At 59.9% G+C, this 25,869-nt stretch carries 26 protein-coding genes and 1 tRNA gene; 13 read left to right on the top strand and 14 right to left on the bottom strand.

Annotation, left to right across the window (positions count from 1 at the left end):
* Position 1: 1 nt before the first annotated feature.
* The 4 genes from ACZ1HJ_RS15775 to ACZ1HJ_RS15790 are packed head-to-tail and all read left to right on the top strand — an operon-like array spanning position 2 to position 4,731.
* A complete protein-coding gene (locus ACZ1HJ_RS15775; RefSeq protein ID WP_472719601.1) occupies positions 2 to 2,239 on the top strand; it encodes a xanthine dehydrogenase family protein molybdopterin-binding subunit in 2,238 nt (745 codons plus the stop codon).
* 9 nt (positions 2,240 to 2,248) lie between these two features.
* Positions 2,249 to 2,815 carry a hypothetical protein gene (locus ACZ1HJ_RS15780; protein ID WP_472719602.1) on the top strand — a complete coding sequence of 189 codons (567 nt, stop codon included), beginning with the start codon at positions 2,249 to 2,251 and terminating at the stop codon, positions 2,813 to 2,815.
* A gap of 49 nt (positions 2,816 to 2,864) precedes the next feature.
* Positions 2,865 to 3,917, top strand: coding sequence for an AbrB family transcriptional regulator (locus ACZ1HJ_RS15785; protein ID WP_472719603.1), 1,053 nt, complete (start codon positions 2,865 to 2,867; stop codon positions 3,915 to 3,917).
* Positions 3,918 to 3,975: 58 nt separating this feature from the next.
* Positions 3,976 to 4,731 carry an SDR family NAD(P)-dependent oxidoreductase gene (locus ACZ1HJ_RS15790; protein ID WP_472719604.1) on the top strand — a complete coding sequence of 252 codons (756 nt, stop codon included), beginning with the start codon at positions 3,976 to 3,978 and terminating at the stop codon, positions 4,729 to 4,731.
* Here ACZ1HJ_RS15790 and ACZ1HJ_RS15795 read toward each other — a convergent pair whose 3' ends face one another.
* From ACZ1HJ_RS15795 to ACZ1HJ_RS15805, 3 genes are read right to left on the bottom strand one after another with little or no spacing between them, the layout of a single operon-like run.
* On the bottom strand, positions 4,732 to 6,552 hold the full coding sequence (locus ACZ1HJ_RS15795; RefSeq protein ID WP_472719605.1) for an ABC-F family ATP-binding cassette domain-containing protein: 1,821 nt from the start codon (positions 6,550 to 6,552) through the stop codon (positions 4,732 to 4,734). It abuts the gene before it with no gap.
* A 37-nt stretch (positions 6,553 to 6,589) separates the two neighbouring features.
* The gene (locus ACZ1HJ_RS15800; RefSeq protein WP_472719606.1) at positions 6,590 to 7,321 is read right to left on the bottom strand and encodes a GNAT family N-acetyltransferase; all 732 of its coding nucleotides are present in this window, start codon (positions 7,319 to 7,321) and stop codon (positions 6,590 to 6,592) included.
* Positions 7,318 to 7,857, bottom strand: coding sequence for an outer membrane protein assembly factor BamE (locus ACZ1HJ_RS15805; protein WP_472719607.1), 540 nt, complete (start codon positions 7,855 to 7,857; stop codon positions 7,318 to 7,320). Before ACZ1HJ_RS15805 ends, ACZ1HJ_RS15800 begins: the two co-directional genes overlap by 4 nt.
* 91 nt (positions 7,858 to 7,948) lie before the next feature.
* On the opposite strand from ACZ1HJ_RS15805, the gene ACZ1HJ_RS15810 reads away from it, so the two are divergent.
* The 8 genes from ACZ1HJ_RS15810 (at position 7,949) to ACZ1HJ_RS15845 (ending at position 13,576) form a co-directional block, all read left to right on the top strand.
* On the top strand, positions 7,949 to 8,497 hold the full coding sequence (locus ACZ1HJ_RS15810) for a YceD family protein (protein WP_472719608.1): 549 nt from the start codon (positions 7,949 to 7,951) through the stop codon (positions 8,495 to 8,497).
* Between the two features lie 154 nt (positions 8,498 to 8,651).
* Complete coding sequence (rpmF, locus tag ACZ1HJ_RS15815) at positions 8,652 to 8,858, top strand: 50S ribosomal protein L32 (protein ID WP_472719609.1); 207 nt, start codon at positions 8,652 to 8,654, stop codon at positions 8,856 to 8,858.
* A gap of 23 nt (positions 8,859 to 8,881) precedes the next feature.
* Complete coding sequence (gene plsX / locus ACZ1HJ_RS15820) at positions 8,882 to 9,988, top strand: phosphate acyltransferase PlsX (RefSeq protein WP_472719610.1); 1,107 nt, start codon at positions 8,882 to 8,884, stop codon at positions 9,986 to 9,988.
* Positions 9,985 to 10,959 carry a beta-ketoacyl-ACP synthase III gene (locus ACZ1HJ_RS15825; RefSeq protein WP_472719611.1) on the top strand — a complete coding sequence of 325 codons (975 nt, stop codon included), beginning with the start codon at positions 9,985 to 9,987 and terminating at the stop codon, positions 10,957 to 10,959. The genes plsX and ACZ1HJ_RS15825 overlap by 4 nt, the downstream gene beginning before the upstream one ends.
* Positions 10,960 to 11,068: 109 nt before the next feature.
* Positions 11,069 to 11,371, top strand: a complete 303-nt coding sequence (gene ihfA, locus ACZ1HJ_RS15830; protein WP_472719612.1) for an integration host factor subunit alpha — start codon at positions 11,069 to 11,071, stop codon at positions 11,369 to 11,371.
* A gap of 13 nt (positions 11,372 to 11,384) precedes the next feature.
* Positions 11,385 to 12,281, top strand: a complete 897-nt coding sequence (locus ACZ1HJ_RS15835; RefSeq protein ID WP_472719613.1) for a MerR family transcriptional regulator — start codon at positions 11,385 to 11,387, stop codon at positions 12,279 to 12,281.
* A 62-nt stretch (positions 12,282 to 12,343) separates the two neighbouring features.
* Positions 12,344 to 12,420: transfer RNA gene (locus ACZ1HJ_RS15840), tRNA-Pro, on the top strand.
* A 76-nt stretch (positions 12,421 to 12,496) separates the two neighbouring features.
* Positions 12,497 to 13,576, top strand: coding sequence for a 2'-deoxycytidine 5'-triphosphate deaminase (locus tag ACZ1HJ_RS15845; RefSeq protein ID WP_472719614.1), 1,080 nt, complete (start codon positions 12,497 to 12,499; stop codon positions 13,574 to 13,576).
* 379 nt (positions 13,577 to 13,955) lie between these two features.
* Here the strand turns inward: ACZ1HJ_RS15845 and ACZ1HJ_RS15850 are convergent, their stop codons facing one another.
* From ACZ1HJ_RS15850 to ACZ1HJ_RS15885, 8 genes are all read right to left on the bottom strand, one after another.
* Positions 13,956 to 14,150 (bottom strand): hypothetical protein, encoded by a 195-nt coding sequence (locus ACZ1HJ_RS15850; protein WP_472719615.1) that lies wholly within the window; start codon positions 14,148 to 14,150, stop codon positions 13,956 to 13,958.
* A 134-nt stretch (positions 14,151 to 14,284) separates the two neighbouring features.
* Complete coding sequence (gene scpB / locus ACZ1HJ_RS15855; RefSeq protein WP_472719616.1) at positions 14,285 to 14,950, bottom strand: SMC-Scp complex subunit ScpB; 666 nt, start codon at positions 14,948 to 14,950, stop codon at positions 14,285 to 14,287.
* 4 nt (positions 14,951 to 14,954) lie between these two features.
* Positions 14,955 to 15,743: a segregation and condensation protein A gene (locus tag ACZ1HJ_RS15860; RefSeq protein WP_472719617.1), complete on the bottom strand. Its 789-nt coding sequence runs from the start codon at positions 15,741 to 15,743 to the stop codon at positions 14,955 to 14,957.
* Entirely contained in the window at positions 15,736 to 16,743 is a 1,008-nt protein-coding gene (gene nagZ / locus ACZ1HJ_RS15865; RefSeq protein WP_472719618.1) for a beta-N-acetylhexosaminidase, read from the bottom strand. Before nagZ ends, ACZ1HJ_RS15860 begins: the two co-directional genes overlap by 8 nt.
* Positions 16,740 to 17,693, bottom strand: a complete 954-nt coding sequence (locus ACZ1HJ_RS15870; protein ID WP_472719619.1) for an SPOR domain-containing protein — start codon at positions 17,691 to 17,693, stop codon at positions 16,740 to 16,742. Before ACZ1HJ_RS15870 ends, nagZ begins: the two co-directional genes overlap by 4 nt.
* Before the next feature lie 85 nt (positions 17,694 to 17,778).
* Positions 17,779 to 19,524 (bottom strand): arginine--tRNA ligase, encoded by a 1,746-nt coding sequence (gene argS, locus ACZ1HJ_RS15875; RefSeq protein WP_472719620.1) that lies wholly within the window; start codon positions 19,522 to 19,524, stop codon positions 17,779 to 17,781.
* A gap of 113 nt (positions 19,525 to 19,637) precedes the next feature.
* Positions 19,638 to 21,488, bottom strand: coding sequence for a cation:proton antiporter (locus tag ACZ1HJ_RS15880; RefSeq protein WP_472719621.1), 1,851 nt, complete (start codon positions 21,486 to 21,488; stop codon positions 19,638 to 19,640).
* A gap of 28 nt (positions 21,489 to 21,516) precedes the next feature.
* A complete protein-coding gene (locus ACZ1HJ_RS15885; protein ID WP_472719622.1) occupies positions 21,517 to 22,671 on the bottom strand; it encodes a deoxyguanosinetriphosphate triphosphohydrolase in 1,155 nt (384 codons plus the stop codon).
* Positions 22,672 to 22,751: 80 nt separating this feature from the next.
* Between ACZ1HJ_RS15885 and ACZ1HJ_RS15890 the strand changes: the two genes are divergently transcribed.
* Positions 22,752 to 23,075: a HesB/IscA family protein gene (locus ACZ1HJ_RS15890; protein ID WP_472719623.1), complete on the top strand. Its 324-nt coding sequence runs from the start codon at positions 22,752 to 22,754 to the stop codon at positions 23,073 to 23,075.
* A gap of 28 nt (positions 23,076 to 23,103) precedes the next feature.
* Here the strand turns inward: ACZ1HJ_RS15890 and ACZ1HJ_RS15895 are convergent, their stop codons facing one another.
* Genes ACZ1HJ_RS15895 through ACZ1HJ_RS15905 form a run of 3 tightly spaced genes read right to left on the bottom strand, consistent with a single transcriptional unit; the run spans position 23,104 to position 25,626 of the window.
* Entirely contained in the window at positions 23,104 to 24,030 is a 927-nt protein-coding gene (locus tag ACZ1HJ_RS15895; protein ID WP_472719624.1) for a DMT family transporter, read from the bottom strand.
* Positions 24,027 to 25,103, bottom strand: a complete 1,077-nt coding sequence (locus tag ACZ1HJ_RS15900) for a DUF6902 family protein (RefSeq protein WP_472719625.1) — start codon at positions 25,101 to 25,103, stop codon at positions 24,027 to 24,029. Before ACZ1HJ_RS15900 ends, ACZ1HJ_RS15895 begins: the two co-directional genes overlap by 4 nt.
* A 52-nt stretch (positions 25,104 to 25,155) precedes the next feature.
* Positions 25,156 to 25,626, bottom strand: coding sequence for a hypothetical protein (locus ACZ1HJ_RS15905; RefSeq protein ID WP_472719626.1), 471 nt, complete (start codon positions 25,624 to 25,626; stop codon positions 25,156 to 25,158).
* Positions 25,627 to 25,869 lie beyond the last annotated feature (243 nt).

Genomic DNA, 25,869 nt, shown 5'->3' on the forward strand with positions numbered 1-25,869 from the left:
GATGGGACGCGCACGCACCATTGCCAGACGCAGTTTTCTGATCGGGTCCGCCGCCATTCTGGGCGGCGTTGCCTTTGGTGCCGTGATGTATCACCGGCCACACAAAAACCCTTTGCTGCAGGCATTGCCCGACGGACAAGCCGCCCTCACGCCGTATGTGCTGATCACTGCCGATGGCATCACCCTGATCACGCCGCGCGCCGACAAGGGACAGGGCGCGTATTCGGTGCAGGCCGCCCTCATCGCCGAGGAACTGGATGTCGATCTGGATCAGGTCACATTGTCGCCCGGCCCGCCTTCGCCCGTTTATTACAACACCGCGCTTGCCAATGATCTCCTGCCGCTGCGCGCCACCGATACGTCCTATCTGGCGCGCCTTGGTCGCGCCGTCGCGGACGCGCCGGTCAAGTTCCTGGGCATCCAGATCACCGGCGGATCGACCACCGTGCCGGATGGGTATGAAAAGCTGCGTCACGCGGGGGCCGCCGCACGCGAAACGCTGAAACGCGCCGCCGCCGCCAAAACCGGCGCCAACATCACTGATCTGCGCACGGAACAGGGCGCCGTCATCCTGCCCGATGGGACGTCCATCGCCTATACCTCACTCGCGGCAGAGGCCGCGCAGATTGACCCACCGCAAGATGTCCCGCTGCGCGATCCCGGCACCTGGCGGTATCTGGGCAAGCCGATGCAGCGGGCCGACATAGTTGCCAAATCCACCGGCACGCAGGCCTATGGCATCGATGTCAGATTGCCGGATATGCTCCATGCGGCGGTCACGCTCAGCCCACGCAAAGGCGAGGTTGAACGCTATGACGCGCAGGCCGCCAAGGACATGCGCGGCGTGGTGGATATTGTGCCCGTCGACGGCGGCATTGGCGTGATTGCCGACAACACGTGGCGCGCGCAACAGGCCGCAGAGGCCATCGATGTCACCTGGGGCCCCGCGCCCTATCCCGCAGAGATGACCGGACATTGGCAGGCCGTCACCGACAGTTTTACCGAGGCCAATATCGACAGCCAGTATCGCGATACGGGCGATATAGATGCAGGGTTGCAGGGCGCACCCACGCTTGAGGCCGAATACCGCGCGCCCTATCTGGCCCATGCGCCGCTGGAGCCGATGAATGCCACGGTTCTGGTCACCGACACCCGCGTTGACATCTGGACCGGCACACAAATTCCGCGCTTCATCCAGGCAAATGTCGCGAAGATCACCGGGCTGGATGCCGATGACATCCACGTTCATGCGCAGATGATCGGCGGCAGTTTCGGACATCGGCTCGAAGATCAGGTCGTGCGCCACGCCACACAGATCGCCATGACCCGCAAGGGAACGCCGATCAAACTGACCTACAGCCGCGAACAGGATTTCGCCAGCGACGCCACCCGCCAGATTGCCGTGGCACGCCTGCGCGGCGCGGTCCGTGATGGCAAGGTTGATACCTGCGATCTGGGGATCGCCATGCCCTCCATCATCGCCTCACAATTGGGCCGCCAGGGGTTTCCACCGGCCGGACCGGACACGCAAATTGTCGCCGGGGCCTGGGATCAACCCTTCGACATCCCCAACTACCGCGTCACCGGGTATCGCGCGCCGGAATTGGCCCCGATCAGTTCCTGGCGCTCGGTTGGCGCCTCCAGCAATGGCTTTTTCCACGATTGTGCTTTGGATGAATTAATCCATCTGGCCGGGGCAGACCCATTGGAGGAACGCCTGCGACTTTGCACCCACGCGCCGTCCCGCTTAGTACTTGACGCGGTGGGCGACATGTCGAACTGGGGCGCGGATATGGAGGCCGGGCGCGGACGCGGCGTTGGGTTTTGCCTCTCCTTCGGGGTGCCCTGCGCCATTGTCGTCGAGGTGACGCAAACGCCGGGCGGCATCCGCATGGACAAGGTCTTCGCCGCCGCAGATGTCGGCCGCGTGATTGACCCGATCAACTTTGAGGCACAGGTCTCGGGCGGGGTGATCTTTGGTCTGGGTCACGCCATCAATTGTGAGATCACCTATGCGGACGGCGCCTTAGAGCAAACGAACTATCACCAGTTCGAAGCCATGAGGCTCTACCAATGCCCCGAGATCGAGGTGCGTGGCCTCGAAAACGGCGCGGACATTCGCGGTATCGGAGAGCCCGGTGTGCCCCCGGCAGCTCCTGCACTGGCCAATGCGATCTTTGCCGCCACCGGGCAGCGCATCCGCGAAATGCCACTAAACAAACACATCGATTTTGTCTGAAGGCGCACCATGAAACATCTTGCCCTTTTCCTGGCGCTGCTCTTCCCCCTGCCCGCGTTGGCGCAGGACACGGCATCGGGGCTGGACGCATGGGACCGCATTTACCAGGTCACATCGCACCCCCGTTGCGCCAATTGCCATGTCGGTGCAGACAACACGCCGATGTGGTCCGGCCCCAGCTACGGCACGACACGCCCGCACGGGATGAACATCAATGCGGGCGACAGCAGGATTGGGGCCGAAACGCTGGTATGTGCCACCTGCCACATCGACAGTGCCCGCCCCAATGACATCGCCCATGCCCCGCCCCATATCGACGGCATCTGGCAATTGGCGCCGGTCGAATTCCAATGGTTCGGCAAAACCGCGCAGGATGTGTGCCAACAGATGCGGGATCCCGATCGCAATGGCGGGCGCAATTTCTCGGACCTTGCCGAACATCTGGGTCATGACCCCTTTGTGGCCTGGGGGTTTGACCCTGGCGGCACGCGCGAACCCGCCCCCGGAACATTGCAGGACCACATCAACGATGTGTTGATCTGGGGTGCGGCCGGACAGCCCTGCCCCGGGGATTGAAGCGGCGATTGGACTTGCGGCGCGCGCGGCGCGCTGCTTCAAGAGGGGCATGCGCGCTGCCCTGACTACCTTTCTGCTGATCTGCGTGTCCGCCCTTGCGGGATGGGCCGCCGAACATCTGGGCCTGCCACTGCCGTACCTGCTTGGTCCGCTCGCCGTCACAGCCCTGATCGCCACCGCCCTGCCCGGCAGGCTGCCCGAAGGATATGTCTTTCCCAATTGGCTCCGGACCATTTTCATCGCTGTCATCGGCCTGATGATCGGCGCGCAGGTCACGCCCCAGCTTTTTGCCGATGCGGGCCGCCTGATGGTCAGCCTCTCGGCTTTGCTGGTCTTTGTTCTGCTGGCGCTTGCCTTCAACTATCAGGTTTTTCGCCGTCTTGGCGGGTATGACCGGGCTACCGCGTTCTATTCCAGCACCCCCGGCGGGCTCTACGAATCGCTGGCCATGGGTGAGGCCGCAGGCGCCGACATGCCCCGCCTGATCCTGCAACAATTCCTGCGGATCATCGTTGTGGTCACCGTATTGCCCATCGGCCTGTCACTGTGGTTGGGCGCGCCGGTTGGCAGCGCGGGGGGCATGACACTGGCGCGCCCTTCGGTCCCGCTCGATGTCCTCCCCGTCCTTATGATCGCCGGTGCCGTTGGCATTGTCGCAGGCAAAGTCCTACGCCTTCCCGCCGGGCAATTGACAGGGCCCATGGCCGTGGCAGCACTCTTGTCCCTGACGGGTCTCATGCCGCTGCAACTGCCTCAATGGCTGGTCAATGACGCACAGATCATCATTGGCACGGCCCTTGGCATGCGGTTCACCGGCCTCAGCCGAGCGTTGATCCTGCGCGGGTTGGGCCTGTCCGTTGTATCCGTCAGCGGCATGCTGATCCTTTCGGCGATCTTCGCCGCCCTGCTCGCCCCGATGGCCGGGGAAAGCTTTGATGTCATGCTGATCAGCTTTGCCCCAGGCGGCGTCACAGAAATGGCGCTCGTGGCCCTCAGCCTGCAGGCCAATCCGGCCTTCGTGACCCTGCACCATATCGTGCGCATCCTGATCACCGTCGTTGGCCTCGCATTCTCGGCCCGGTGGTCGCGCCGACGCCTTTGACAGCCATGCCTCGTTCCGCTATTTGAACACTTGTTCATTTACTGCCGGAGGCTCCGCCATGCGCATCACCGATACCGCTGCGATCATCACCGGGGGCGCCTCGGGCCTGGGCGAGGCCACCGCCCGGCATTTCCGTGACATGGGCGCGCAGGCTACGTTATTGGACCGCGATGCAGAACGGGGTGAGGCCGTGGCGCAAGAGATCGGCGCGACGTTTGCCGAAACCGATGTGACGTCCGAGACCTCTGTGAGCGCCGCCATCGACACCGCAGTACAGGCGATGGGCAAGATCACTGTTGCCGTGAATTGCGCGGGCATCGCCACCGGTGAAAAGACCCTGGGCCGCGATGGACCGCACAGCCTTGCGGCCTTTCAACGAACCATCGACATCAATCTGGTGGGCAGTTTCAATGTCGCCCGCCTTGCTGCCGCCGAAATTGCCAAGAACGACCCCCTGCCCGACGGCACCCGCGGCGCGATCATCAACACCGCCTCCATCGCCGCCTTTGACGGCCAAAAGGGCCAGACCGCCTATGCCGCATCCAAGGGCGGGATTGCCGGGCTCAGCCTACCCATGGCCCGCGATCTGGCGCGCGAAGGCATCCGGGTGATGGCCATTGCCCCCGGTACGTTCCTGACGCCGATGTTGCAGGGCCTGCCCGCCGATGTGACCGAGGCCCTGGCGCAGGATGTGACCTTCCCCAAACGTCTGGGCGATCCGGCGGAATTTGCCGCGCTGGCGCGGTTCATCGTCGAATGTGATTACCTGAATGGGGAAGTGATCCGTCTGGACGGTGCCCTGCGCATGGCGTGATCAGCCCGCGTTTTCGGCCTTTTCCGCCAGTTCCAGCCATTCCTCTTCGGCCGCCGCCAGATTTGTCTGCCGTTCGGCCAATGCCTCCGACGCTTTCTTGAACTTCACGGGCTCACGGGTGAAAAGTTCGGGGTCCGCCAAAAGCCCTTCCAGCTTGCCAATCTCGGCCTGCCAGCGTTCCATCAGGCCGGGCAATTCCTCAAGCCGGTGTTTTTCCGTGAAACTCAATCCCTTGGCCGCCTGTGCGCGTGGTTTTGACTTGGCCTGCGATGCCTTTGATTTTTCCGTGTTATCTTCAGGCCGCAGCGTATCAATTTTTTTCTGCGCCTGATAATCGCTCCACCCGCCGGCATAGACGGTGGTCTTGCCCCCACCTTCAAAGGCGATGGTCGTCGTGGCCACACGGTCCAGAAAATCGCGGTCATGGCTGACCAGCAGAACTGTGCCGTCATAATCGTCCAGAAGCTCCTGCAGCAGATCCAGCGTTTCGATGTCGAGATCGTTGGTCGGCTCATCGAGCACCAGAAGGTTGCTTTCCCGCGCCATCAGCTTGGCCAGCAACAGCCGCGCCTTTTCACCACCCGACAGGGACCGCACCGGCGCACGGGCCTGGCGTTCGTCAAACAGAAAATCCTTGAGATATCCCACCACATGGCGCGGCTGGCCCCGCACCAGCACCTGATCCGCCTGCCCCGAAACGCGCATATCCGCATCCCCTGTCAGGCTTTCCCAGAGGTTCATGTCCGGATCAAGCTGCGCCCGGGTCTGATCGAACACCGCCGGCACAAGGTTGGTGCCATGCTGTACCGTGCCCGTATCCGGCGGCATCTGCCCCAGCAAGATTTTGAGCAAGGTTGTCTTGCCCACCCCGTTTGGCCCGACAAAAGCCACCCGGTCACCACGCTGCACCTTGAGGTCGAAATTGCGGATGATGTCACGACCATCAAAGGCGATGCTGATACCGCGCGCCTCGATCACCTTCTTGCCCGATTTGGGGCCCGCATCCAACGCCATGGCCGCCGTGCCCTGACGCTTGATCTGGCCCGCACGTTCGGCCCTGAGGGCCTGCAACGCACGCACGCGCCCCTGATTGCGCTTGCGCCGGGCACTGATACCTTCCACGGCCCAACGCGCCTCGGACTTGATCTTGCGATTCAGCTTGTGGCGCTGCTGGTCCTCTTCGTCCCAGATCTTGTCACGCCAGGCCTCAAACGCGTCAAAACCTTTGTCCTGCCTGCGTGTCATTCCCCTGTCAATCCAGAGGGTTGCCCGGGAAAGTTCACGTAAAAATGCCCGGTCGTGGCTGATCATAATGTATCCGGCACGGGTGGATTTGAGCTCTGCCTCAAGCCAGGCAATAGCCTCGATATCCAAGTGGTTCGTCGGCTCGTCCAGAAGCATCAGATCGGGCGCTTCGGCCATCAGCTTGGCCAACGCCGCGCGCCGCCGCTCGCCGCCAGATGCCGTGGCCACGGGGCGCGCAGGATCAAATTTCAAGCCTTCGCCCGCGCGCTCCACACGGTACATCTCGGACGTTTCCAGATCACTGGTGGCATAGCCCCCAAGCGTGGAAAAGCCTTTCATCTCAGGCTCTTGCTCCATGTAGCCCACGCTGATGCCCGGCGTGACAACGCGCCCACCGGTATCCGCCTCGACCAGCCCGGCCATTACCTTCATCAGGGTGGATTTGCCCGACCCGTTGCGCCCCACAAGCGCCACACGGTCCCCGGGTTGCACAATCAACGACAGGCCGTCAAACACCGGATCGCCGCCAAACGTCAGCGAGATATCTGTCAGTTGCAGTAAAGGAGCCTGTGCCATGCTGCGCGGGCTATCCTGCCGCCCGGGGCGCGTCAAGCTATTGCGCAACCGCCCTGAGCAGGCGCTTGCGCGTCGCCGGTATGGCGTTGATCTCAAGACCCGTGAAGACATGCAGCGTGTTCATCTGCCGATCCACCACGGCGTGATCGCTGACCCATCCGCCCATCAACAGATAGGTGCGCAACAAGGGCGGCATGTTGGACATGGCCAGCCGTGCATCCGGTTTGCGCCACCGCAGCTTTTGCGCGAATCGAAACACCGACGGGGCCTTGACCCGTGGCAGCCACCTGCGTGGCGCCAGATGCCGGTCTTTCAGCATCGCGAAGGCATCCAGATAATGCTCCGCATCCGTGCCCGTAAACGACGAACAGCCAAACAGCATTTCCACAGCGTTTTCATCGACATAGCGGGTCATTGCCCCCCAGGCCACGCGCAGGATATCCGGATCCTTCATCTCGGGCAGAATGCAGAACCGTCCCATTTCAACCATCTTACCCTCGAACTGCCGCAACGCGGAAAGCTCGTAAAACTGGGCCGAATAACTGCGCTCAATCTCGGTGCCACGTGTCAGCGGCAGCATCCGAAAACAACATACCAGCCGTCCGGTATTCTGCTCTTCGATCAGGATATGGGTGCAGATGTCATCAAACGGGTCCTGGTCCAGACCCTCGCCGCCAACAAAGGCCATATGTCTCAGCGCCTGCGCCGCAGATACATCCTCTTGGGTCTGCGCCACCCGCGCAACATACCGACCAGCTTTTTGCTTCATGGCGCACCTCGTCCAATGGCACACAAAATGTAGGTGCGCCCAGAGTACACCGCAAGCGATAACAAAGCCGTGACAGCGATCAGTTGAACAGATCGGTTGGGTTGAACTGGCCGATATTGCCCAGCAACTGGCGCAGGAACCCGTTGTTCAAAACGGACGAGATCTGTCACGCGCCGCGACAGGGGCACGATGTTTCCGTCCGCCAGGCTGAACCGCTCGATATTGGCCACGGTATCTGCCTCATCAAAGCTGATTGCCAGCACCTGACGTTCGACAACTTCTGGTTTGAACATGCCAAAGGTCCGAATACGGCTGCGGATGTAATAGTAATCCCCGCCGCTCAACACGCCGGAGGCCGACGGCGCACCAATCACATCATCAACAGTGGCACGACTGTCCACCCCGACGACCAGTTCATTCAGATCCTCATCGGCGGGGACATATCCGTGATTCTGATAGAGCGCCGAACAGGACGCGGTGGCAAAAAAGCACAGTATTGCTACGGCTTTCGCCAACCGAAAATTCAACCCAAACATATGTGCCCTCTTGATCTTGGCGTATACGGCCTTTTATCCCGCTTACAACAAGGTGATACACTGGTTCAAGAAAGGATGCGAGATCTCGCGGATGTCAGAGGCCTCACTCCCCATCACAACGCTGCGCGTTGCCGATCTGCCGCAATCGCGTGCCACGTCGTTTGACGTGAGCCCGGATGCCGCACAACGTGCTGCAATTGCGCAGACGTTGGATATTCTGGGCATCCGCAAGCTGGACTTTCGCGGCACGGTACGTGCGCAGGGTAAATCGGACTGGCGGATCGAGGCCAAGCTGGGTGCCACGGTCGAACAGGCCTGCGTGGTGACGCTGGACCCTGTGACCACCCGCATAGATCAACCGGTCAACCGCGTGTTTTTAAAGGATATGGACGCCGCTCTCGAGGAAGAAACCGAGATGCCGGAGGATGACAGTCAGGAAGCGCTGGCGGCCGAGATTGATCTGGTCCGGGTCATGACCGAAGCGCTGGCGCTGGCATTGCCCGACTATCCCCGCAAGGAAGGCGCCGCCCTCGAAGAACGCAATTTTGCCGCCCCCGGTGTCGCGCCGTTGACCGACGAAGATATCAAGCCCTTTGCCGGCTTGGCCGCGTTAAAGGAAAAACTGGAAAAAGGTGAGTGAACGCGGCGAAAAACGCTTGCTCTGACGGCAATTCGCTGTATTTTCGCGCTCTCATCGGAATTTGGGGTTGAACCGTAGGCTCATCACAGACTATGAGCCGCGAACACTCGTGAAACCGGGCCGATTTTTGGCCCACAGGAATTGAGGTTGTGACATGGCTGTCCAACAGAATAAAGTATCGAAATCACGCCGCAACAACCGTCGTGCGCATGATGCACTGGTTGCGGCAAATCCAAATGAATGCCCCAACTGCGGCGAGCTGAAGCGTCCACACCACGTCTGTGCCGCGTGCGGCCATTATGCAGACCGCGAAGTCGTTGCTCTGGCTGACGAAGTCGATCTGGACGAAGACGCGGCATAAACGCCTGAAGGACGATCGCCCGAATGACCGTGCTCAAGGATCAGTCCAAGGCCGGTGCCGGGCGCACCATCATCTCTGTTGATGCCATGGGTGGCGATCACGGACCGGCGGCAGTTGTCGCCGGTATTGCTTTGTCCGCCAAAAAGAATCCCGACATCGGATTTATCCTGCACGGCTCCGGGGCCGAGCTGCGGCGTCTGGTTGCCAAACGCAAAATTCTGGCAGACCGGTGTGAAATCCGCGATGCCAAGGATGTGGTCTCGATGGAGGACAAGCCCGCTCAGGTGATGCGGTCGGGCAAGAAGACCTCGATGTGGTCTGCGCTCGAATCGGTGCGCAACGGCGAGGCCACGGTGTGTGTCTCCTGCGGCAATACCGGCGCGCTGATGGCCCTGTCGATCCTGCGCCTGCGCAAGCTCAGCGGCATCTACCGTCCGGCGATTGCGGTCATGTGGCCCTCGCGCAACCCGCAGGGGTTCAACATCATGCTGGATGGCGGCGCAGATATTCGGGCCGACGCCAAAGACCTGATGCAATACGCCTTGATGGGCACCTCCTATGCCCGCAACGGCTTTGGCATCGAGCGTCCCCGGATCGGGCTTTTGAACGTCGGAACCGAAGAACACAAAGGCCGCGCCGAGCTGAAAGAAGCCTATGATCTGATCGATGCCAACGCCCGGCGAGCCGATTTCGAATTCGTCGGGTTTGTCGAAGGGCGCGAACTGCCCGGTGATGTCTGTGACGTGATCGTGACCGATGGCTTTACCGGCAACGTCGCACTCAAGACCGGTGAGGGCATTGCCAGCCTTATTTCGGACCTCCTGAAGGAGGCATTCAAGTATTCGCCCCTCTCCCGACTTGCGTCAATTTTGGCGTATACGTCATTGCAAAGATTGAAAAAACGCATAGATCCACGCCGCGCGAATGGCGGGGTCTTTCTGGGCCTCAACGGGACCGTGGTCAAATCCCACGGGGCGGCCGATGCGACAGGTATTTCGTCAGCGGTCAAGCTGGCATTTGAACTGGCCCAATCCAGCTTCTCGGAAAAACTTGCGGCGCGGGTTGCATCTGCTGCCCTGCTTGATCAAGATGAGCCATCTGAGGATAAATCCAGCGGTGAAAATTCATGACCATACGCGCCGTCGTCCAAGGGATTGGGCACTATCTCCCCGACCGCGTTGTTCCGAACTCCGCTTTTGAAAAAACGCTCGACACCACCGATGAATGGATCCGCACGCGATCCGGCATCGAGCGTCGTCATTTTGCGGCCGAAGGTCAGACCACATCTGATCTGGCCGTCCACGCCGCCCGCGCCGCTTTGGACAACGCCGGGATCGACGCCAATGACATCGACGCCGTCATTGTCGCCACATCAACACCTGATCTGACTTTTCCGTCTGTTGCCACCATGGTCCAGCATCATCTGGGCATGACCCGTGGCTTTGGGTTTGACGTCCAGGCCGTGTGCGCGGGTTTCGTCTTTGCGCTGACAAACGCCAACGCGCTCATCGTATCGGGTCAGGCCAAGCGGGTGATGGTGATCGGCGCCGAGACCTTCAGCCGGATCATGGATTGGACCGACCGTTCGACCTGCGTCCTCTTTGGGGATGGCGCCGGGGCATTGATCCTGGAAGCGCAGGACGGCAACGGCACCAGCGCGGATCGCGGCATCCTGTCGGCAGATATCAATTCTGACGGGCGCTACCGCGAAATGCTCTATGTCGACGGCGGCGTGTCATCGACGGGCACGTCCGGCAAGCTGCGCATGCAAGGCAACCCACTTTTCCGTCAAGCCGTTGAAAAATTGACACAAACCGCAGAAACCGCGCTGGAAAAAGCCGGGCTCGGAAATACCGATGTGGATTGGATTGTGCCGCATCAGGCAAATATCCGGATCATTCAGGGCACAGCGAAAAAGATGGGCGTGACGATGGACCACGTCATCGTAACCGTGCAGGACCATGGCAATACTTCTGCCGCATCGATTCCCCTTGCCCTGTCGGTCGGTGTCGCGCGCGGACAGATCAAGCAGGGGGATTTGCTTGTTTCCGAAGCGATCGGGGGCGGTTTGGCTTGGGGTGCGGTGGTCCTGCGCTGGTGATCCACCACTAAATTTGGGAAATCATTCGCTTAAAGAGCATTGTCCAAGTCGTTGACATTGACTCGTAAAATCGGTTCGCCCTAAAGTCTTTGAAAACCAGGGGGATGTGATGAGCGAAAAAACGCTAACAAGAATGGATCTGAGTGAAGCGGTGTTCCGCGAAGTGGGATTGTCCCGCAACGACTCCGCGCAACTGATTGAAAATGTGCTTGATTACATGTCCGACGCGCTGGTGCGTGGCGAACAGGTGAAAATTTCGTCATTCGGTACATTTTCCGTACGCGATAAATCGGCCCGTGTCGGTCGCAACCCCAAAACCGGGGAAGAGGTGCCGATCAACCCGCGCCGTGTGCTCACATTCCGCCCTTCGCACCTGATGAAAGATCGCGTCGCAGCCGGCAACAAACGTTAGGAAACGGGCGCTTATGGCCAAATCCGCCGACGCTTTCCGAACAATAAGTGAAGTTGCCGACTGGCTGGAAACACCGGCGCATGTCCTGCGCTTTTGGGAAAGCAAGTTCAGCCAGGTCAAACCGGTCAAACGCGCCGGAGGACGGCGGTATTATCGCCCATCCGATATGCTGCTATTGGGCGGCATCAAGAAACTGCTGCATGTGGACGGCATGACGATCAAGGGCGTGCAGAAACTGCTGCGCGAACATGGTGTCAAACATGTTTCCGAATTTTCACAGCCATTGGATGACCTGACCAAGGCCGAAGCCCAGGACGCGGCCATTGATCTGACCGCAGAATCAGTCACCCCGCCCGAAGAAACGGTGGTGAACTTTCAGCGCGAAGAAAGCAGCATTCCGATCACCGAAGGCCCGAGCACCGGTGCCGAAACAACAACCGCAGCATCCGATGCCGCGACGGATGCCGGACCGGCGGAAGAAGAACCCACGGAAACTGATGTTGAACGCGAAGAAGTCTCGGACGCCGTAAGCGCCGAAGTAGAAGACGTCACACCAGACGCTACACCGGAGACGACCGAACCAAAGCCCGAAGCCGAACCGGAACCTGAGTCCGAACCGGTGGCCATGCCCGCCTTTTCGCACCGCGCGGCGACAGATACACCGACGCCCGCGAATGAAAGCGCAGAAGCGGCTCCGGCGGACACAGCTGCCGACGCCCCCGCTCCGACCCCGCAAAAAATCACGGTGCCCGATGATCCCGCAGACAATGTTGCGGCCGATCCCGGCGTTCTGGCGCAGATCGCCTCGCTGGACCCACCTTTGACAAACGAAATGGCGGACAAGCTGGGTCACGTTCTGGACCGTCTGCGACAGGCACGTGGCAAGAACGGCCAGGGCTCGGGCAGCTAGGGCGCCAAAGTGGGATTTAACCCTTGTCCCCGGTGTGAAAACCAGTATGAAAGCCCAATCGTCGGGCTATGGCGCAGCCTGGTAGCGCGTCCGTCTGGGGGACGGAAGGTCGCAGGTTCGAGTCCTGCTAGCCCGACCATTAACACCACTTTCCCCGCCCCTGCCCTCGCTTGTCGAGGCCCGTTCGGGGCGCGGAGCCGCCAAGGGGCACGGACATGACCGGCGTTCTTTCCAGTCAGCAACTGAAAAGCCTGATCGCCGATGGCCGCATTTCTGCGCAACCCGCGATTATCCCCGAACAAATTCAACCCGCCAGCATTGATTTACGGCTGGGTCACACCGCGTATCGCGTACGTGCTTCATTTCTGGCGGGCCACGGGCGCAGCGTTGCCGATCGTCTGACCGAATTCGAGATGCATCAGATCGATCTGAGCGATGGCGCAGTTCTGGAAAAGGGCTGTGTCTACGTCGTGCCGTTGATGGAGGCATTGGACCTGCCAGATGACATCACCGCTGTGGCCAATGCAAAATCATCCACCGGGCGGCTGGATTTGCTGACCCGGACGATCACCGATGGTGGGGAAGAGTTTGACCGGATCAGCGCCGGTTACAGCGGCCCGCTCTATGCTGAGATTTGTCCGCGATCCTTTTCAGTTCTTGTCCGGCCCGGCATGCGGCTGAACCAAATCCGGTTCCGCGAAGGTCAGGCCATTCTGGATGACGCGGCCTTGAAAAAGCTGCACGCCGAAAGCCCATTGGTAGACGGCACCGCCGTGATTGATGACGGGTTGGGATTCTCGGTCGATCTGAAACCCACGGCCAGCACGCTGGTCGGGTATCGTGCCAAGCCACATACCGGCGTGATTGATCTGGAACGCATCGGTCATTACGACCCCGCGGATTTCTGGGAGGAGGTGCACGCCGAAAACGGGCATATCATCCTCGACCCCGGCGCATTTTACATCCTGGTCAGTCGCGAGGCCGTGCATATTCCGCCTGCCTATGCCGCGGAAATGGCGCCCTATCTGGCCATGGTCGGTGAATTCCGAGTGCATTACGCCGGTTTCTTTGATCCCGGGTTCGGTCACAGCGCCGCGGGCGGGGCCGGATCACGCGGGGTTTTAGAAGTGCGCTGTCACGAGGCGCCTTTTGTGCTGGAGCATGGGCAAATCGTGGGCCGTCTGGTCTATGAAAAGATGCATCAAATTCCGGATCAGATTTACGGCGCGGATATCGCCTCGAACTATCAGGGACAGGGTTTGAAGCTGTCGAAACACTTTCGCGCGACGGCCTGACGCCCTACTGGCTTAATTCCGCTCAAATCCCCACATCCTATCCAAAAGTATAGATTTTAACTCTTCTTTAAGGTTTACCATGTTGTCATGCATTACTTTAGATTGATTAACGAACAGGATTTCGAGTTGCATTTTTTGCGCTTATTACCTTCGCGTCCCCTTGTCATTTTGGCGGGTCTATCGCTTTTCGTCGCCTACCTTTCAGTGGTCGACCTGATGAAACCCGCCCCATATGAATATGATGTTCAGACACCTGCACCACAAACGCTGATCTCCCAGTAACGGGAGAGTTCAGCGCAGGTTGAATAGCCATGCAATGTGTCGCACCGCATCACGTTGGCCAGTTTTTATTGTTTGAAGTGAAAGGGTTGCGCGGTAATTACCGCATGCGGCGCATCATCTTGATGGTTTGCTTGGCGCGCTTGCTGGTGTCCTTCGACCCCTGAACATCTTTTTGGTCGGACTTGTTGCCCATACGGTTGCTGACCGCGTCAATACCCGCATTCACGCCACCGCGTACCACCCGGCGCATGATCATGCGAACGACCATGTTGATAAGTTGATTGGCGTTCATTGCGCCCTCCTCAATTGCCTCTGTCGCATTATATAGCACTAAATCATGAAAATTTCTGGGCGGGCGCCAATTTGGGTGCATTTTCCACCCCAGGTCGTGGCGTTTTACCTTCCCGCCACGGCCCGGAAACCGATTTAATCGTCCTCAAAGAGCTCGTTTTGCCCCTCGTCGGTCTGCTCTTCTGCGTCCACATCGCCTTCCCCAAGCTGCGGCATGGAGCCCGGTGGCGGCCGGTTTTCCAAAAGACCCGCGGAGCGCAATTCCTTGAGGCCCGGCAGATCCCGCGCGCTTTCCAGCCCGAAGTGATCCAGAAACTCTTGCGTGACCACAAAGGTGACGGGCCGCCCCGGTGTCATCTTGCGACGCCCGAACCGGATCCACTCCATCTCGAGCAGCTGATCGACTGTCCCGCGGCTGACAGATACCCCGCGGATTTCTTCGATTTCGGCGCGGGTGACCGGCTGATGATAGGCAATGATTGCCAGCGTTTCGGTGGCGGCGCGGCTCAGTTTCCGGGTTTCGATGGTTTCGCGTTGCATCAGAAAGCCCAAATCAGGCGCCGTCCGCATGGCCCAGGCATCTCCGACCTTGACCAAATTGACGCCGCGCCCCTCATATCGTTTGCGCAGATGCACCAACGCTTCGGCGGCATCGCTGCCATGAGGCATGCGCGCCTCCAATTCCCGCACCGTGACCGGTTCGGCGGTGGCAAAAAGGATCGCTTCGCACATGCGTTCCTGTTCCCCCATGGGCGGCGCTTCAAAAAGGCTTTCGCCTTCGTTTTCAATTTCTTCCGCCATGGTCTTAATCCTTGCGCTTCACTTCGATCGGCGCGAAATCCTCGGCTTGCCGGATCTCGATCTTGCCCTCTTTAACCAATTCAAGAGAGGCCGCAAAGGTCGACGCGGTGGCAGAGCGCCTGCGCCCGGGATCGGTAGTAAATCCTTCGGGCAGATAGGTCGAGATATCCGTCCATGTACCCGCAAATCCGATCAATCCGCGCATCCGCTCCAGCGCCTGTTCCAGCGTGAAAACCGCGTCCCGGTCCATCACGAAGGGGCGAAACTCATCCTTGGTCCGGATCCGCGCATAGCCCTGCATCAGATCAAGCAGCGTGGCGGTATAGGTCACCCGCTTGATCCGGGTCACATCTTCGGGGATGCCCCGCACAAAAAAATCACGCCCCAACCGGTCCCGCGCCATCAACTTTGCCGCAACCTCCCGCATGGCCTGCAAACGCTCCAACTGGAACGCCAGATGCGCCGCCAGTTCTTCACCCGATGGCCCTTCTTCGGTGGGGTCTGGCGGCAACAGCAGGCGGGATTTCAAAAACGCCAACCACGCCGCCATCACCAGATAATCCGCGGCTAGTTCGATCCGCAGCTCCTTGGCCTTTTCGATAAAGCCCAGATATTGCCGCGCCAGATCGAGCACGGAAATCTTGCGCAGATCGACCTTTTGCGTCCGGCTGAGCATCAGCAGCATGTCGAGCGGGCCTTCAAACCCATCGACGTCCACGATCAACGCTTCGGCCGCCATGCGGTCCGCAACGTTGTCGAAACTGCTTACATTGTCGTACGTGTCTTCAGACATGCCCTTGCCCACCTATCAGCGCGCCAAGCTTTGCTTCAAGGGCGGGAATGTCAACCTCATCAGGCGTTTTGCGTTGCGCCAGCGCATAATCCGCACGTCTTTGCGCCTCGGCATCCATCAATCCGGCGGCCTCAGCCACCTCGGTTCGTGCCGCCAACGTGCCATTGCAGTGCAAAATGACATCGCATCCTGCGGCAAGGGCATCCACCGCGTTCTTGCTCAGCGATCCGCTCAGCGCCTTCATCGAGATGTCATCGGTCATGATCAGCCCGTCAAAGCCGATCTGGTCACGAATAAGCTGCATCATGACAGGTGACGTCGTGGCCGGGCGCGCATCGATGGCGTCATAGACCAGATGCGCCGTCATCCCCAACGGCAGATCGTTCAGCGCCCGAAACGGCGCAAAATCCACGCGGTCCAATTCGTCCAATCCAACGGACACCACCGGCAGATCAATATGACTGTCCACCACCGCGCGGCCATGGCCAGGGATGTGTTTGAGCACCGGCAACACGCCACCGTCCAGCATCCCATCCGCGGCGGCCCGCCCAATCTGGCCAACGCTGTCCGGATCAAACCCATAGCAGCGGTTTTTCAGAAATTCATGCGTTGCGGGGCCCGCAACGTCCACAAGCGGCGCGCAATTGCTGTCGACGCCGATCGCGTGCAGTTCATGTGCGATGATTCGGTACCGCAAATACATCGCCTCAATCGCGGCCTCGCCCGCCGCGGTCACGTGATCAAGTGGTGGCAGCCATTCACGCCATGTGGGCGCACGCAACCGCTGCACCCGTCCGCCTTCCTGATCGATGGTGATGGGGGCATGGCGTCCCACCGCATCGCGCATGTCATTGCAGAGCGCGCGCACCTGATCGGGCGTGTCGATATTGCGGGCAAAGAGGATAAAGCCAAACGGGTTGGCGCGTTGAAACAGGGCCTTTTCCTCAGCCGTCAGGCGCAACCCTTCGGCATCGAGGATCGTGGCCCCATATCTGCTCACCGCGTGACCACAGGGATGCACTCGGCATTCTCAGCCACCAGAGCTGAGCAGAACCGCCGTGCATCATTCAGATCGCTGAAGCCCATGGCGCGCAGCCGGTAGAATGTCCGCCCGCCGCTTTTGGCTTTTTGCACAACGCGGTTTTTGCCCTCAAGGTATTCACCGAACTTGCCGGAAAGCCGGTCCCATTCGCTGCGGGCGATTTCCGCGCTTTCAAACGCACCCAACTGCGCCAGACGTGTACCGACGGGCACGGCGCTGGCCTCGACATCCAGAGCGGATGTCGTTGCGGTTGCCGCGGTGGGCTGTATCGCAGTGACCAACGATGTCGGACGGATATGCGGGCGCAAAGACCGCCCCAATCCGCCTTCGACCTTGGGTGTTTCGGCCGCCTCTTCGGTCACGGCGGTTTCAATCGGTTCACTTTCCTCAATGATGCTGGCGATCAGCGCATCAACCGACGCCAATTGCACGTCATCCGCCGCATCGGTGGCTGGTGCAGGCTCACCGGCCTCTGCGCTTGGTGTTGCCTCCGCCTCTGCCGTGTTTGCAGCGAGCGCCTCGTTTTCTGTGGTCTCGGCCACTTCCACGTCAGCCGTCTGGCGGATCATCGGTTCATCTTCAAGCGACAATTCGAGCGGTTCAGGTGCCAGAACCAGCTGATCCGCCGGATCGGCGGCTGTGCCCTCGGCGGCAACGTTATTGACGGCCAATCCCTGGTTGAGCGCCTGCGCGCCCCCGGGGTTCTCGGGCTGGATGCGCATCGGGCCTTCCGCAGCGCGAATGACCGGCACGCCGCTTACATCCCGCACCAGCAATTTATAGCCCCAGACACCAATCCCGACGATCAGCGCCACCGACACGACCGCGCCCAGAAAATTCGTCAGCTTTTTGAGTGCTTCTGCCCGTGTGGGTGCAGCCATCTGCTGCATACCGTGTACCTGTGCCATGTCTCGCCTCTGCTCCACCAGCGATACGTGGCCGCCGGGGTTTCTATGATCTGCCTCATCCCCGGCGCTTTTTGTTGTGCGGTTGTTACCGCATCTCTTCTGCCGGTGTGACACCAAGAATACCAAGACCTGCAGAAATAACAACGGTTACGGCACGCGCGAGGGCGATTTTTGCCTGTGTTGCAACGGTGTCATCCTCATCGAGGAAGCGCAGGGACGGCTCATCATGACCCCGGTTCCAGAGCGCATGCAGTTCGCTGGCCAGATCATAGAGGTAAAACGCAACCCGATGCGGCTCGTTCGTGCGGCCCGCAATTTCCACCAGACGCGGCCATTCCGCCACCTTCTTGGCCACCGAAAGCTGTGCCTCATGGGTCAATTGCGACAGATCGGCTGCGGCCAATGTCGCATCGCCCGCGTCAATCCCCGCCTCGGCCGCCTTGCGCAGGACCGAATTCACCCGCGCATTGGCGTATTGCACGTAAAAGACCGGATTGTCCTTGGACTGCTCCAGCACCTTGTCGAAATCGAAGTCAAGTGGCGCGTCGTTCTTTCGGGTCAGCATGACAAAGCGCGTCACATCCGAGCCCACCTGATCGACCACATCGCGCAGGGTCACGAAGGTGCCGGCCCGCTTGGACATCTTGAACGGCTCACCGTTCTTGTAGAGCTTCACCAGCTGCGTCAGCTTGATATCGAGCGACACCTTGCCATCGCTGAGCGCGCTGACCGCGGCCTTCATCCGTTTGACATAGCCGCCATGATCGGCGCCAAAAATATCAATCAGCGCATCAAAGTCGCGGCTCACCTTGTCGTAGTGATAGGCGATATCGGGTGCAAAATACGTCCAGCTGCCGTCGGATTTCATCACCGGACGGTCGACATCATCGCCGTGATCGGTGGATTTGAAGAGCGTCTGTTCCCTCGGCTCCCAATCTTCGGGTTTCTTGCCCTTGGGGGGCTCCAGCACGCCCTCATAGATCAGGCCCTTGGATTTCAGCACCTCAAGTGCCTCTTCGATCCGGCCCGTACCGTAGAGCGACTTTTCCGAGTAAAACACGTCCATCTCGACGCCAAGCGCCTTCAGGTCCGCGCGGATCAAATCCATCATCGCGTCGGTTGAAAACGCCCGCACATCGGCCAGCCAGACATCTTCGGGCTGATCCACATAGGCATCCCCCACCTTGTCCTTGAGAGCCTGACCGACGTCGATCAGATAATCACCGGGATAGGTGCCGTCCTCAAACGCCACCGCCTGACCGTGGGCTTCGAGATATCGCAAATAGACAGACCGCGCCAAAACATCGACCTGCGCGCCACCATCATTGATGTAATATTCGCGCGTGACCTTGTGGCCGGTATAGGCCAGCAAGCTGGCCAGCGCGTCGCCGAAAACCGCACCGCGCGTGTGTCCCACATGCAAAGGGCCGGTCGGGTTGGCGCTGACATATTCCACATTCACCCGGGCACCCTGCCCCATGGTCGAGCGGCCAAAATCATCGCCGCCGGTCAACGCGTCCTGCACCACGTGGTGCCAAAGGCCTGTGGCCAGCCGTAGGTTCAGAAATCCAGGGCCTGCCACTTCGGCACCGGTGATGCGCGGGTCCGCGGCCAGTTTGGCGGCAAGCGCTTCGGCAATATCGCGCGGCTTGGCACCGGCTGGCTTGGCCAGCACCATCGCGGCATTGGTCGCCATATCGCCATGGGCGGCATCGCGCGGCGGCTCGACCGCAACATTGTCAAATGACAGGTCACCCGGCAGCACGCCATCGGTCTGCAGACCGCTCAGCGCATCCAGCACCAGGTCCCGAATTTCGGTGAACACATTCATCACAACAATCCTTCCAGCGTCGCGCGTGGGTTTAGCACCCATAGCTGCCGCGTCAACGCGTCATTCGGCGCATCGGGTGGTCGGCCAAAATCGGCACGCCGTAGCCCAATGGGTTATGCACCAGCCTCAGACGCGCGTTTGGCGACTTCCGCCGCCACATCCACCCCATCATCCGGGCCGAACCACACCAGATCCGTGCCCGGTTCGGCGCGCAGGGTTGCGTCCGCATCCAGAAGGCGCAGCGACCGCTGATCGTTGATCTCGGCCAGCGGCACACCTTCAGGGTTGGTTTCACGCCAGTTCTCCAACGTGAAGTCCTCCGTAAGGCCCGTTGTCTTCACACCCCATCCGTCCTGCATCTGACGCGCGATTTCCAGATAGCTCATCCCACCAACAAATGGTCGCCCGCCCAGAGAGGGCGGCAAGGCATAGCGTTTGTTCTCTTGCTTGGCCTGTTTGAGCTGGAAAACATTGTCGCGGCCAAACTCCGGCGCAAGGTCCGTGGCCACAAGCGTATTATAGGACTCGTTGTCGCTGATCGCCACAATGCGGCCAAAGCTCATCAATTCTACGCCATGTTCCGCCGCCTCGGACAGGATGCTACCGTAAAACACCGGCACGCCGGCCTCGCGCGCACTGCGCAACCGCGACCGGTTCGGATCAGCCACAAGCACTTCGATCTCATGCTTCTGCAACCCTTCCGCCAGCGCCGTGGCAAATTGCGACCCACCCACGATGATCACACCGGGCGTGTCGCCCCCGGCCAACCCCATCAGGCGCGCCATCGGGCGCAGGGAAAACCCGTGCAGAACCACCGTGGCGGCCACCAAGGCAAAGGCCAGTGGTGCCAATAGGGCCGCATCGTCGATGCCTGCCGCCACGAGACGTTCACCAAAGAGCCCGGCCACGGCGACCAAAACCACCCCACGCGGCCCGGTAAATGCCACCAGCAGGCGTTCGCGCATGGGTATGTTGGAGAAGGCCAGCGAAATCATCACCGTCAGCGGGCGCACCACAAAAATGATGGCCAGCACAAAAGCCAAGGCGGGCCAGCTGAGCCGCGACAGCACCTCAAGCTCCATCGACGCCGCCAAGAGGATAAAGACGCCTGAGACCAGCAAAACGGTGGCATGTTCCTTGAACCGGCGCAGCTCTGTGTAGCTGGGCAGATGCGCGTTGGCCATCCAGATGCCCATGACCGTAACCGCCAGCAATCCGCTTTCGTGCAACATGTAATCGGACACGGCAAACACGCCCAGTAGCACGGCAAAAAGCACCGGCACCTTCATGTATTCGGGCGCATAGGCGCGCCTGAACGCCTCCGACAGGCCCCACCCGCCCGCGACCCCGAGGGCCGAAGCAACAACAATGCCGGTGACCATGTCAAAGGCTGCTTGTCCGAAGGTTTCCGCAGCCTGCATGACCAGCACAAGCTCAAACGCCAGAACCGCCGCAAGGGCGCCGATCGGATCGTTGACAATGGCCTCCCATTGCAACAGTTGCGCGGGACGTTTGCGTAATCGCGCTTGCCGCAGAAGCGGTGCAATCACGGTTGGGCCAGTCACAATCATGATGCCACCAAAGACCGTAGAAGACGCCCATCCCAACCCGGCTACGTAGTGCAGTGCCAATGTGGACCCAAGCCAGCCAAGCGGCGCCCCCACAAAGACCAATCGGCGCACGCCTTCCGCTGCGCCACGCAGGCTTTCAACATTCAGCGTCAGACCGCCTTCGAAGAGAATAATCGCCACGGCAATAGCGATCATCGGTTGCATCAAGGGACCGATATCCGTCGCCGGATCGAAAATATTTAGAACCGGGCCAACGGCCAGCCCCGCCAACAACATCAGTACAATCGCAGGCATCCGCAGGCGCCACGCCAGCCATTGTGCGCCCACCCCAAGCGCGCCCACCAGTGCGAACCCCATAATCGGGGGCATTCCCGCTGCTGCCTCTACTGCCATGTACCGCCCACCTTCTGTTTTTTGCCGTTTACTTCACCGGCCCGGACCGCCCCATCAGCCGGGCGTGATCCTGCCGGGCAAACCGGTCTGTCATCCCTGCGATATAGTCACTGACCAGCCGCGCCAATGCGGTGTCATCTGTCGCCTTCTCAATATCGTCACGCCAGCGTTTGGGCAAATGCGCAGGGTCGTTGAGATAGATGCCAAAGAGATCATTCACAACGCCGACCATCCGGTCCCGCATCTCCATCACCGTGGGCGCGCGGTACATATGGGCGTAGAGAAACGTCCGTATCTCGCGCAATTCCTGCCAGAGCCTGTCGGAAAACCGGATCACGGGCCGCCCCAAATGGCGCACAGCGGCCGGATCATTTGGATGTGCCTCGTCCAGAATTTTTGTCGAGGTCAGGATCACATCCTCCACCATCACCCCGAAGACCCGGCGCAACGCCTCATGTCGACGACGATAGGCATCAAGGCCGGGATATTTGGCCTCAACGGCGGCGTAGCACGGGCCGATAATGGGCAAAGCCCGGACATCTGCCTCCGTAAAGAGGTCTGCGCGCAACCCATCATGCAAATCGTGGTTGTTATAGGCAATATCGTCCGCCAAGGCCGCTACTTGCGCCTCGGCACTGGCATGGGTGTGCAATTCCAGATCGTGCAGTGCGTTGTAATCGGCCAGCGCATAGGGCAGATCACCAGTTACCGGACCGTTGTGTTTGGCAATGCCTTCCAGCGTGTCCCATGTCAGGTTCAACCCCTCGAATTCGGCGTAGTGCCGCTCCAGAGACGTGACAATCCGCACTGCCTGCGCGTTGTGATCAAAACCGCCATAAGGTGCCATCAGCGCATCCAACGCATCCTCACCCGCATGGCCAAAGGGCGTGTGACCCAAATCATGGGCCAACGCCACGGCCTCGGTCAGCTCGCCATTGAGCTTGAGCGCCCCCGCAATGGTACGCGCCACCTGCGCCACTTCAATCGAATGGGTCAGACGGGTGCGGAAATAATCGCCCTCATGTTCGACAAAAACCTGCGTTTTGTGCTTGAGGCGGCGAAAGGCACTGGAATGTATAATGCGGTCGCGATCCCGTTGATAACAGGACCGAAACGCGCTTTCTTCTTCTGCCACCAGACGACCGCGCGTGCGATCCGGATCCGAAGCATAGGCCGCTTTCATGCTGGGTTATCCTTGTCGCCTGTTCCTGAGGTCCATATATTGCAATCCGACGCCATAAGAAACCGTCTGGAGCGCCCGACATGAACCTGCCCCCCAAAGTCACCGAACGTGCCTTTTCCCGCCTTGCCGATATCGGCGCAGGCGATCAAGGTCAGGCACTGCGTGTCGCGGTTGAAGGCGGCGGCTGTTCAGGGTTTCAATACGAGATCAAGCTTGACGCGCCTGCGGGCGACGATCTGGTGCTTGAAGGGCTGGGGCAAAAGGTCGTTGTCGATGCGGTTTCCCTGCCGTTTTTGGCCGGCGCCACGATTGATTTCACCGAAGAATTGATCGGCGCCCGGTTCGTGATCGATAATCCGAACGCCACCAGTTCCTGTGGCTGTGGTACGTCTTTTTCCATGTAAAACAGAATATTGCGAACCACAGCTAAGGTTATTCCGCGGGCATGATCCGCGGCTTAACAGGCTCCGCAGGTGCCGGTTTCGGCACGGCCTGATCGTAGATGAGCCACGCGCCCGCCGCGATGATGATTGCCGCGCCGGCAAAGACCATCAGCCCCGGCACTTCGCCAAAGATGACAACGCCCAGGGCCACCATCCACAAAAATTGCAGGTTCATCAGCGGCGTGACCACATAGGCGGGTAGCATTTTCAGCGCCGCGACCAGAACCCACCGCGCGCCAAAGAGCAGCGCCGCATAGACAAGCGCCCACCCGAAATCAGCCAACGCCATCGGCATGAAAACAAACGGAAGCGCCGCCCCCATAACCAGCATCAGCGCCAGATTGGGGTAAAACACCTGCGCCAATAAATTATCATCCCTCTGTCCGATGTAGCGCGAGGCCACCATCGACACGGTGCCGAGCAACACGGCCGCCAGCGCCACCAGATGGCCCAGTCCCACGGATTTAACGCCCGATGGGAATAGGCACATGACGCCAATCGCGCCCAGTCCAAGTACCATCCAGACCTGCGGCCGAACCCCCTCACCCAGTATCGGGCCAGACATCAGCGCCGCAAAGAGCGGGATCATCGCGATGAAAAGGAAAACGTCGGCGAAGGGCAGCAGGCGGAACGCATAGAAAAAGGCGACCGTCCCCGCCACCGTCGCCACAACGCGGATGGTCATGGCCACGGGGCAAGTGGTGTGCATGCGGCGCCCTTGGCCTCTCGGCCCGCGACGGTTTACCGTCCAGCTCAGCAGGGCCACGACCCCGCCGGACAAGGCAAAAAGCTGGGGGGCGGCATAGCTGGCCGCAAACATTTTGGTGATGGCATCCGCGCTGGATATCAGCAGCGTGTAGAGTGCGGTAAGCGCAACGCCCACGGCCACGGGACCCGCAAACAGGCGCGCGCTCATGCCCCCACTCCTTGCAGGCCAACCCGCGCAAAGCCCGCAAAAAAATCGTCAAATCTATCACTTGCGGCCTCCGCCGCGGTCAACACGGTATGTGCTTCTTCCGACAGGCGTGCAGAAACCGCTCCGCGCATCGCCTGCCAGTCATCGCTCCGCGCATCGCCCATTTCGTAGACACATTCCGACAGCTCATGCAGCGGCAATGCAGTCGGACGTGGCTGGTGAAACGTCACGCGGCCGGTGGGCACGTTTTGGCCAAATCCACCCTGTCCCGAGATGCTCATGAACCAGTTGACCATCAGATATTGGTGGTAGTCATCCTGCAACGGCCCGGTTTCATCCTCTTGCAGGTGGAACATCTGGGCCTGGGTCAGCAACCAGTCTTCCCATATCGCCGACGGGTGGTGCCTGGCGAACCGCAACGCAATGCAAATCTCCGATAAAAGATCCACGTTCAGATCCAGAAACGCCAACGTTCCGGCAAATTGCAAGCTCTGGATGAATCCGTCCTCAAGGCGGGGGTCAACACGACCATATTCGGACAGGTAAAAAACGATATGTGTCAGCTCGTAGGCTGCTTTTTTGTTGGGCATCGCAAAGGTGCGCGACCGTCCGGCGAACCGTCTCAGCCGGTCATCCAGCCCCGGATCATTGGGGAGCGGGTCAATGCCCCGGCGCAAGCACAGACGCCGCGCCTCTGCCCGTTGCAGATCTGACATTTCCGCCTGGATCAACCGCTGGCGCGAGGCCCATTCAGCCAAGTATGCGCCCTTCTCTCCGGGCACGCCCAAATCCTCAAGGTCCAAGCAGATCGACAGCAGGAACCGGTAATATTGCGGGAAAAACCCCATGCGCTTTTCGATCTCTTCATAAAATCCGCCATGGACGGATAGCGCATCCGCATCTAGCTGCGCTTGCGTGCTTTCAAACACGTTCAGCGCCTCGGCGTTTTCCTTGAGCCAGAACACGTCGTCTTCAAACCTACGGTTCAGGGCGAAATTGGTCAGCAGGGCCGCCTGACGGGCGGCCTTGCCGTTTTGACGGAACGGGGTGTTCAACCTGATTACATTGGTCATATCATTGATATCCTTGCCTGAAATCGGGCCGAGCCCCGTTCCGTCAGTTGGTTTACATGCTCGACGTAAAGATCTCGCAGCCGTCTCCATTGCTCACATCATTTGCCGCTTTTGGCGCCATGGATGAGGTGAACGCGCCGACCAGTTCGCCAGCCTTCACTGGACCCATGGAGGACGTAAAGAGAGCGACCGCGTCGCCTGCACTGGCATCCGCGGTTGTTTCAGGTGCCATCGATGAGGTGAACATTTCGATCCCCTCACCTGCACCTGCTTTGGCTGTGGTGGCCGGGCCCATTGACGACGTAAACATCTCGACCGCGTCCCCCAACCCGGTCTCGGCCGTTGTCACCGGCGTCATCGACGAGGTGAACATTTCAACGGCATCTCCTTGCCCTGCCGAGGCAGTGGTCACGGGCCCCATGGATGAGGTGAACGCGTCCACCGCCTCACCGCCATGCAGGCCGGCGATGGGCAAGGATTTGTTAACTTTCGCAGCAGATAGTTCTTTTCTTAGTGCAGACATATTTGTCTCCCAGTTTGTATGATTGCAGCCCAAAAACGCTTGCACGTTATGCGTGTTTTGCCAAGTTGCTTTACTCGCTAAACGCGATATCCACAGGATATCCACAACCATGAATTGAACCCAAGTTTCTGAAAAACGGGAAGGAATCTGACGCAAATTTTTTTGCGTGTATTTTTGCGCGCCAGCAGGACAAAACCCCCATAAAACGACTTATCCACAGACGTTTGCCGCGAATCATGTTGG

Source organism: Roseovarius sp. JB2-10 (assembly GCF_055693585.1).

Coding starts and splice junctions, on each gene's coding strand:
- ACZ1HJ_RS15795 (WP_472719605.1), bottom strand. CDS start 6,552: ATGGCACAGGCTCCTTTACTGCAACTGACAGATATCTCGCTGACGTTT.
- ACZ1HJ_RS15805 (WP_472719607.1), bottom strand. CDS start 7,857: ATGTTTGGGTTGAATTTTCGGTTGGCGAAAGCCGTAGCAATACTGTGC.
- ACZ1HJ_RS15890 (WP_472719623.1), top strand. CDS start 22,752: ATGAACCTGCCCCCCAAAGTCACCGAACGTGCCTTTTCCCGCCTTGCC.
- argS (WP_472719620.1), bottom strand. CDS start 19,524: ATGAATGTGTTCACCGAAATTCGGGACCTGGTGCTGGATGCGCTGAGC.
- ACZ1HJ_RS15790 (WP_472719604.1), top strand. CDS start 3,976: ATGCGCATCACCGATACCGCTGCGATCATCACCGGGGGCGCCTCGGGC.
- ACZ1HJ_RS15825 (WP_472719611.1), top strand. CDS start 9,985: ATGACCATACGCGCCGTCGTCCAAGGGATTGGGCACTATCTCCCCGAC.
- rpmF (WP_472719609.1), top strand. CDS start 8,652: ATGGCTGTCCAACAGAATAAAGTATCGAAATCACGCCGCAACAACCGT.
- ACZ1HJ_RS15845 (WP_472719614.1), top strand. CDS start 12,497: ATGACCGGCGTTCTTTCCAGTCAGCAACTGAAAAGCCTGATCGCCGAT.
- ACZ1HJ_RS15905 (WP_472719626.1), bottom strand. CDS start 25,626: ATGTCTGCACTAAGAAAAGAACTATCTGCTGCGAAAGTTAACAAATCC.
- ACZ1HJ_RS15860 (WP_472719617.1), bottom strand. CDS start 15,743: ATGTCTGAAGACACGTACGACAATGTAAGCAGTTTCGACAACGTTGCG.
- scpB (WP_472719616.1), bottom strand. CDS start 14,950: ATGGCGGAAGAAATTGAAAACGAAGGCGAAAGCCTTTTTGAAGCGCCG.
- ACZ1HJ_RS15870 (WP_472719619.1), bottom strand. CDS start 17,693: ATGGCACAGGTACACGGTATGCAGCAGATGGCTGCACCCACACGGGCA.
- ACZ1HJ_RS15785 (WP_472719603.1), top strand. CDS start 2,865: ATGCGCGCTGCCCTGACTACCTTTCTGCTGATCTGCGTGTCCGCCCTT.
- plsX (WP_472719610.1), top strand. CDS start 8,882: ATGACCGTGCTCAAGGATCAGTCCAAGGCCGGTGCCGGGCGCACCATC.
- ACZ1HJ_RS15780 (WP_472719602.1), top strand. CDS start 2,249: ATGAAACATCTTGCCCTTTTCCTGGCGCTGCTCTTCCCCCTGCCCGCG.
- ACZ1HJ_RS15810 (WP_472719608.1), top strand. CDS start 7,949: ATGTCAGAGGCCTCACTCCCCATCACAACGCTGCGCGTTGCCGATCTG.
- ACZ1HJ_RS15835 (WP_472719613.1), top strand. CDS start 11,385: ATGGCCAAATCCGCCGACGCTTTCCGAACAATAAGTGAAGTTGCCGAC.
- ACZ1HJ_RS15900 (WP_472719625.1), bottom strand. CDS start 25,103: ATGACCAATGTAATCAGGTTGAACACCCCGTTCCGTCAAAACGGCAAG.
- ACZ1HJ_RS15895 (WP_472719624.1), bottom strand. CDS start 24,030: ATGAGCGCGCGCCTGTTTGCGGGTCCCGTGGCCGTGGGCGTTGCGCTT.
- ACZ1HJ_RS15800 (WP_472719606.1), bottom strand. CDS start 7,321: ATGAAGCAAAAAGCTGGTCGGTATGTTGCGCGGGTGGCGCAGACCCAA.
- ACZ1HJ_RS15775 (WP_472719601.1), top strand. CDS start 2: ATGGGACGCGCACGCACCATTGCCAGACGCAGTTTTCTGATCGGGTCC.
- ACZ1HJ_RS15885 (WP_472719622.1), bottom strand. CDS start 22,671: ATGAAAGCGGCCTATGCTTCGGATCCGGATCGCACGCGCGGTCGTCTG.
- ihfA (WP_472719612.1), top strand. CDS start 11,069: ATGAGCGAAAAAACGCTAACAAGAATGGATCTGAGTGAAGCGGTGTTC.
- ACZ1HJ_RS15880 (WP_472719621.1), bottom strand. CDS start 21,488: ATGGCAGTAGAGGCAGCAGCGGGAATGCCCCCGATTATGGGGTTCGCA.
- ACZ1HJ_RS15850 (WP_472719615.1), bottom strand. CDS start 14,150: ATGAACGCCAATCAACTTATCAACATGGTCGTTCGCATGATCATGCGC.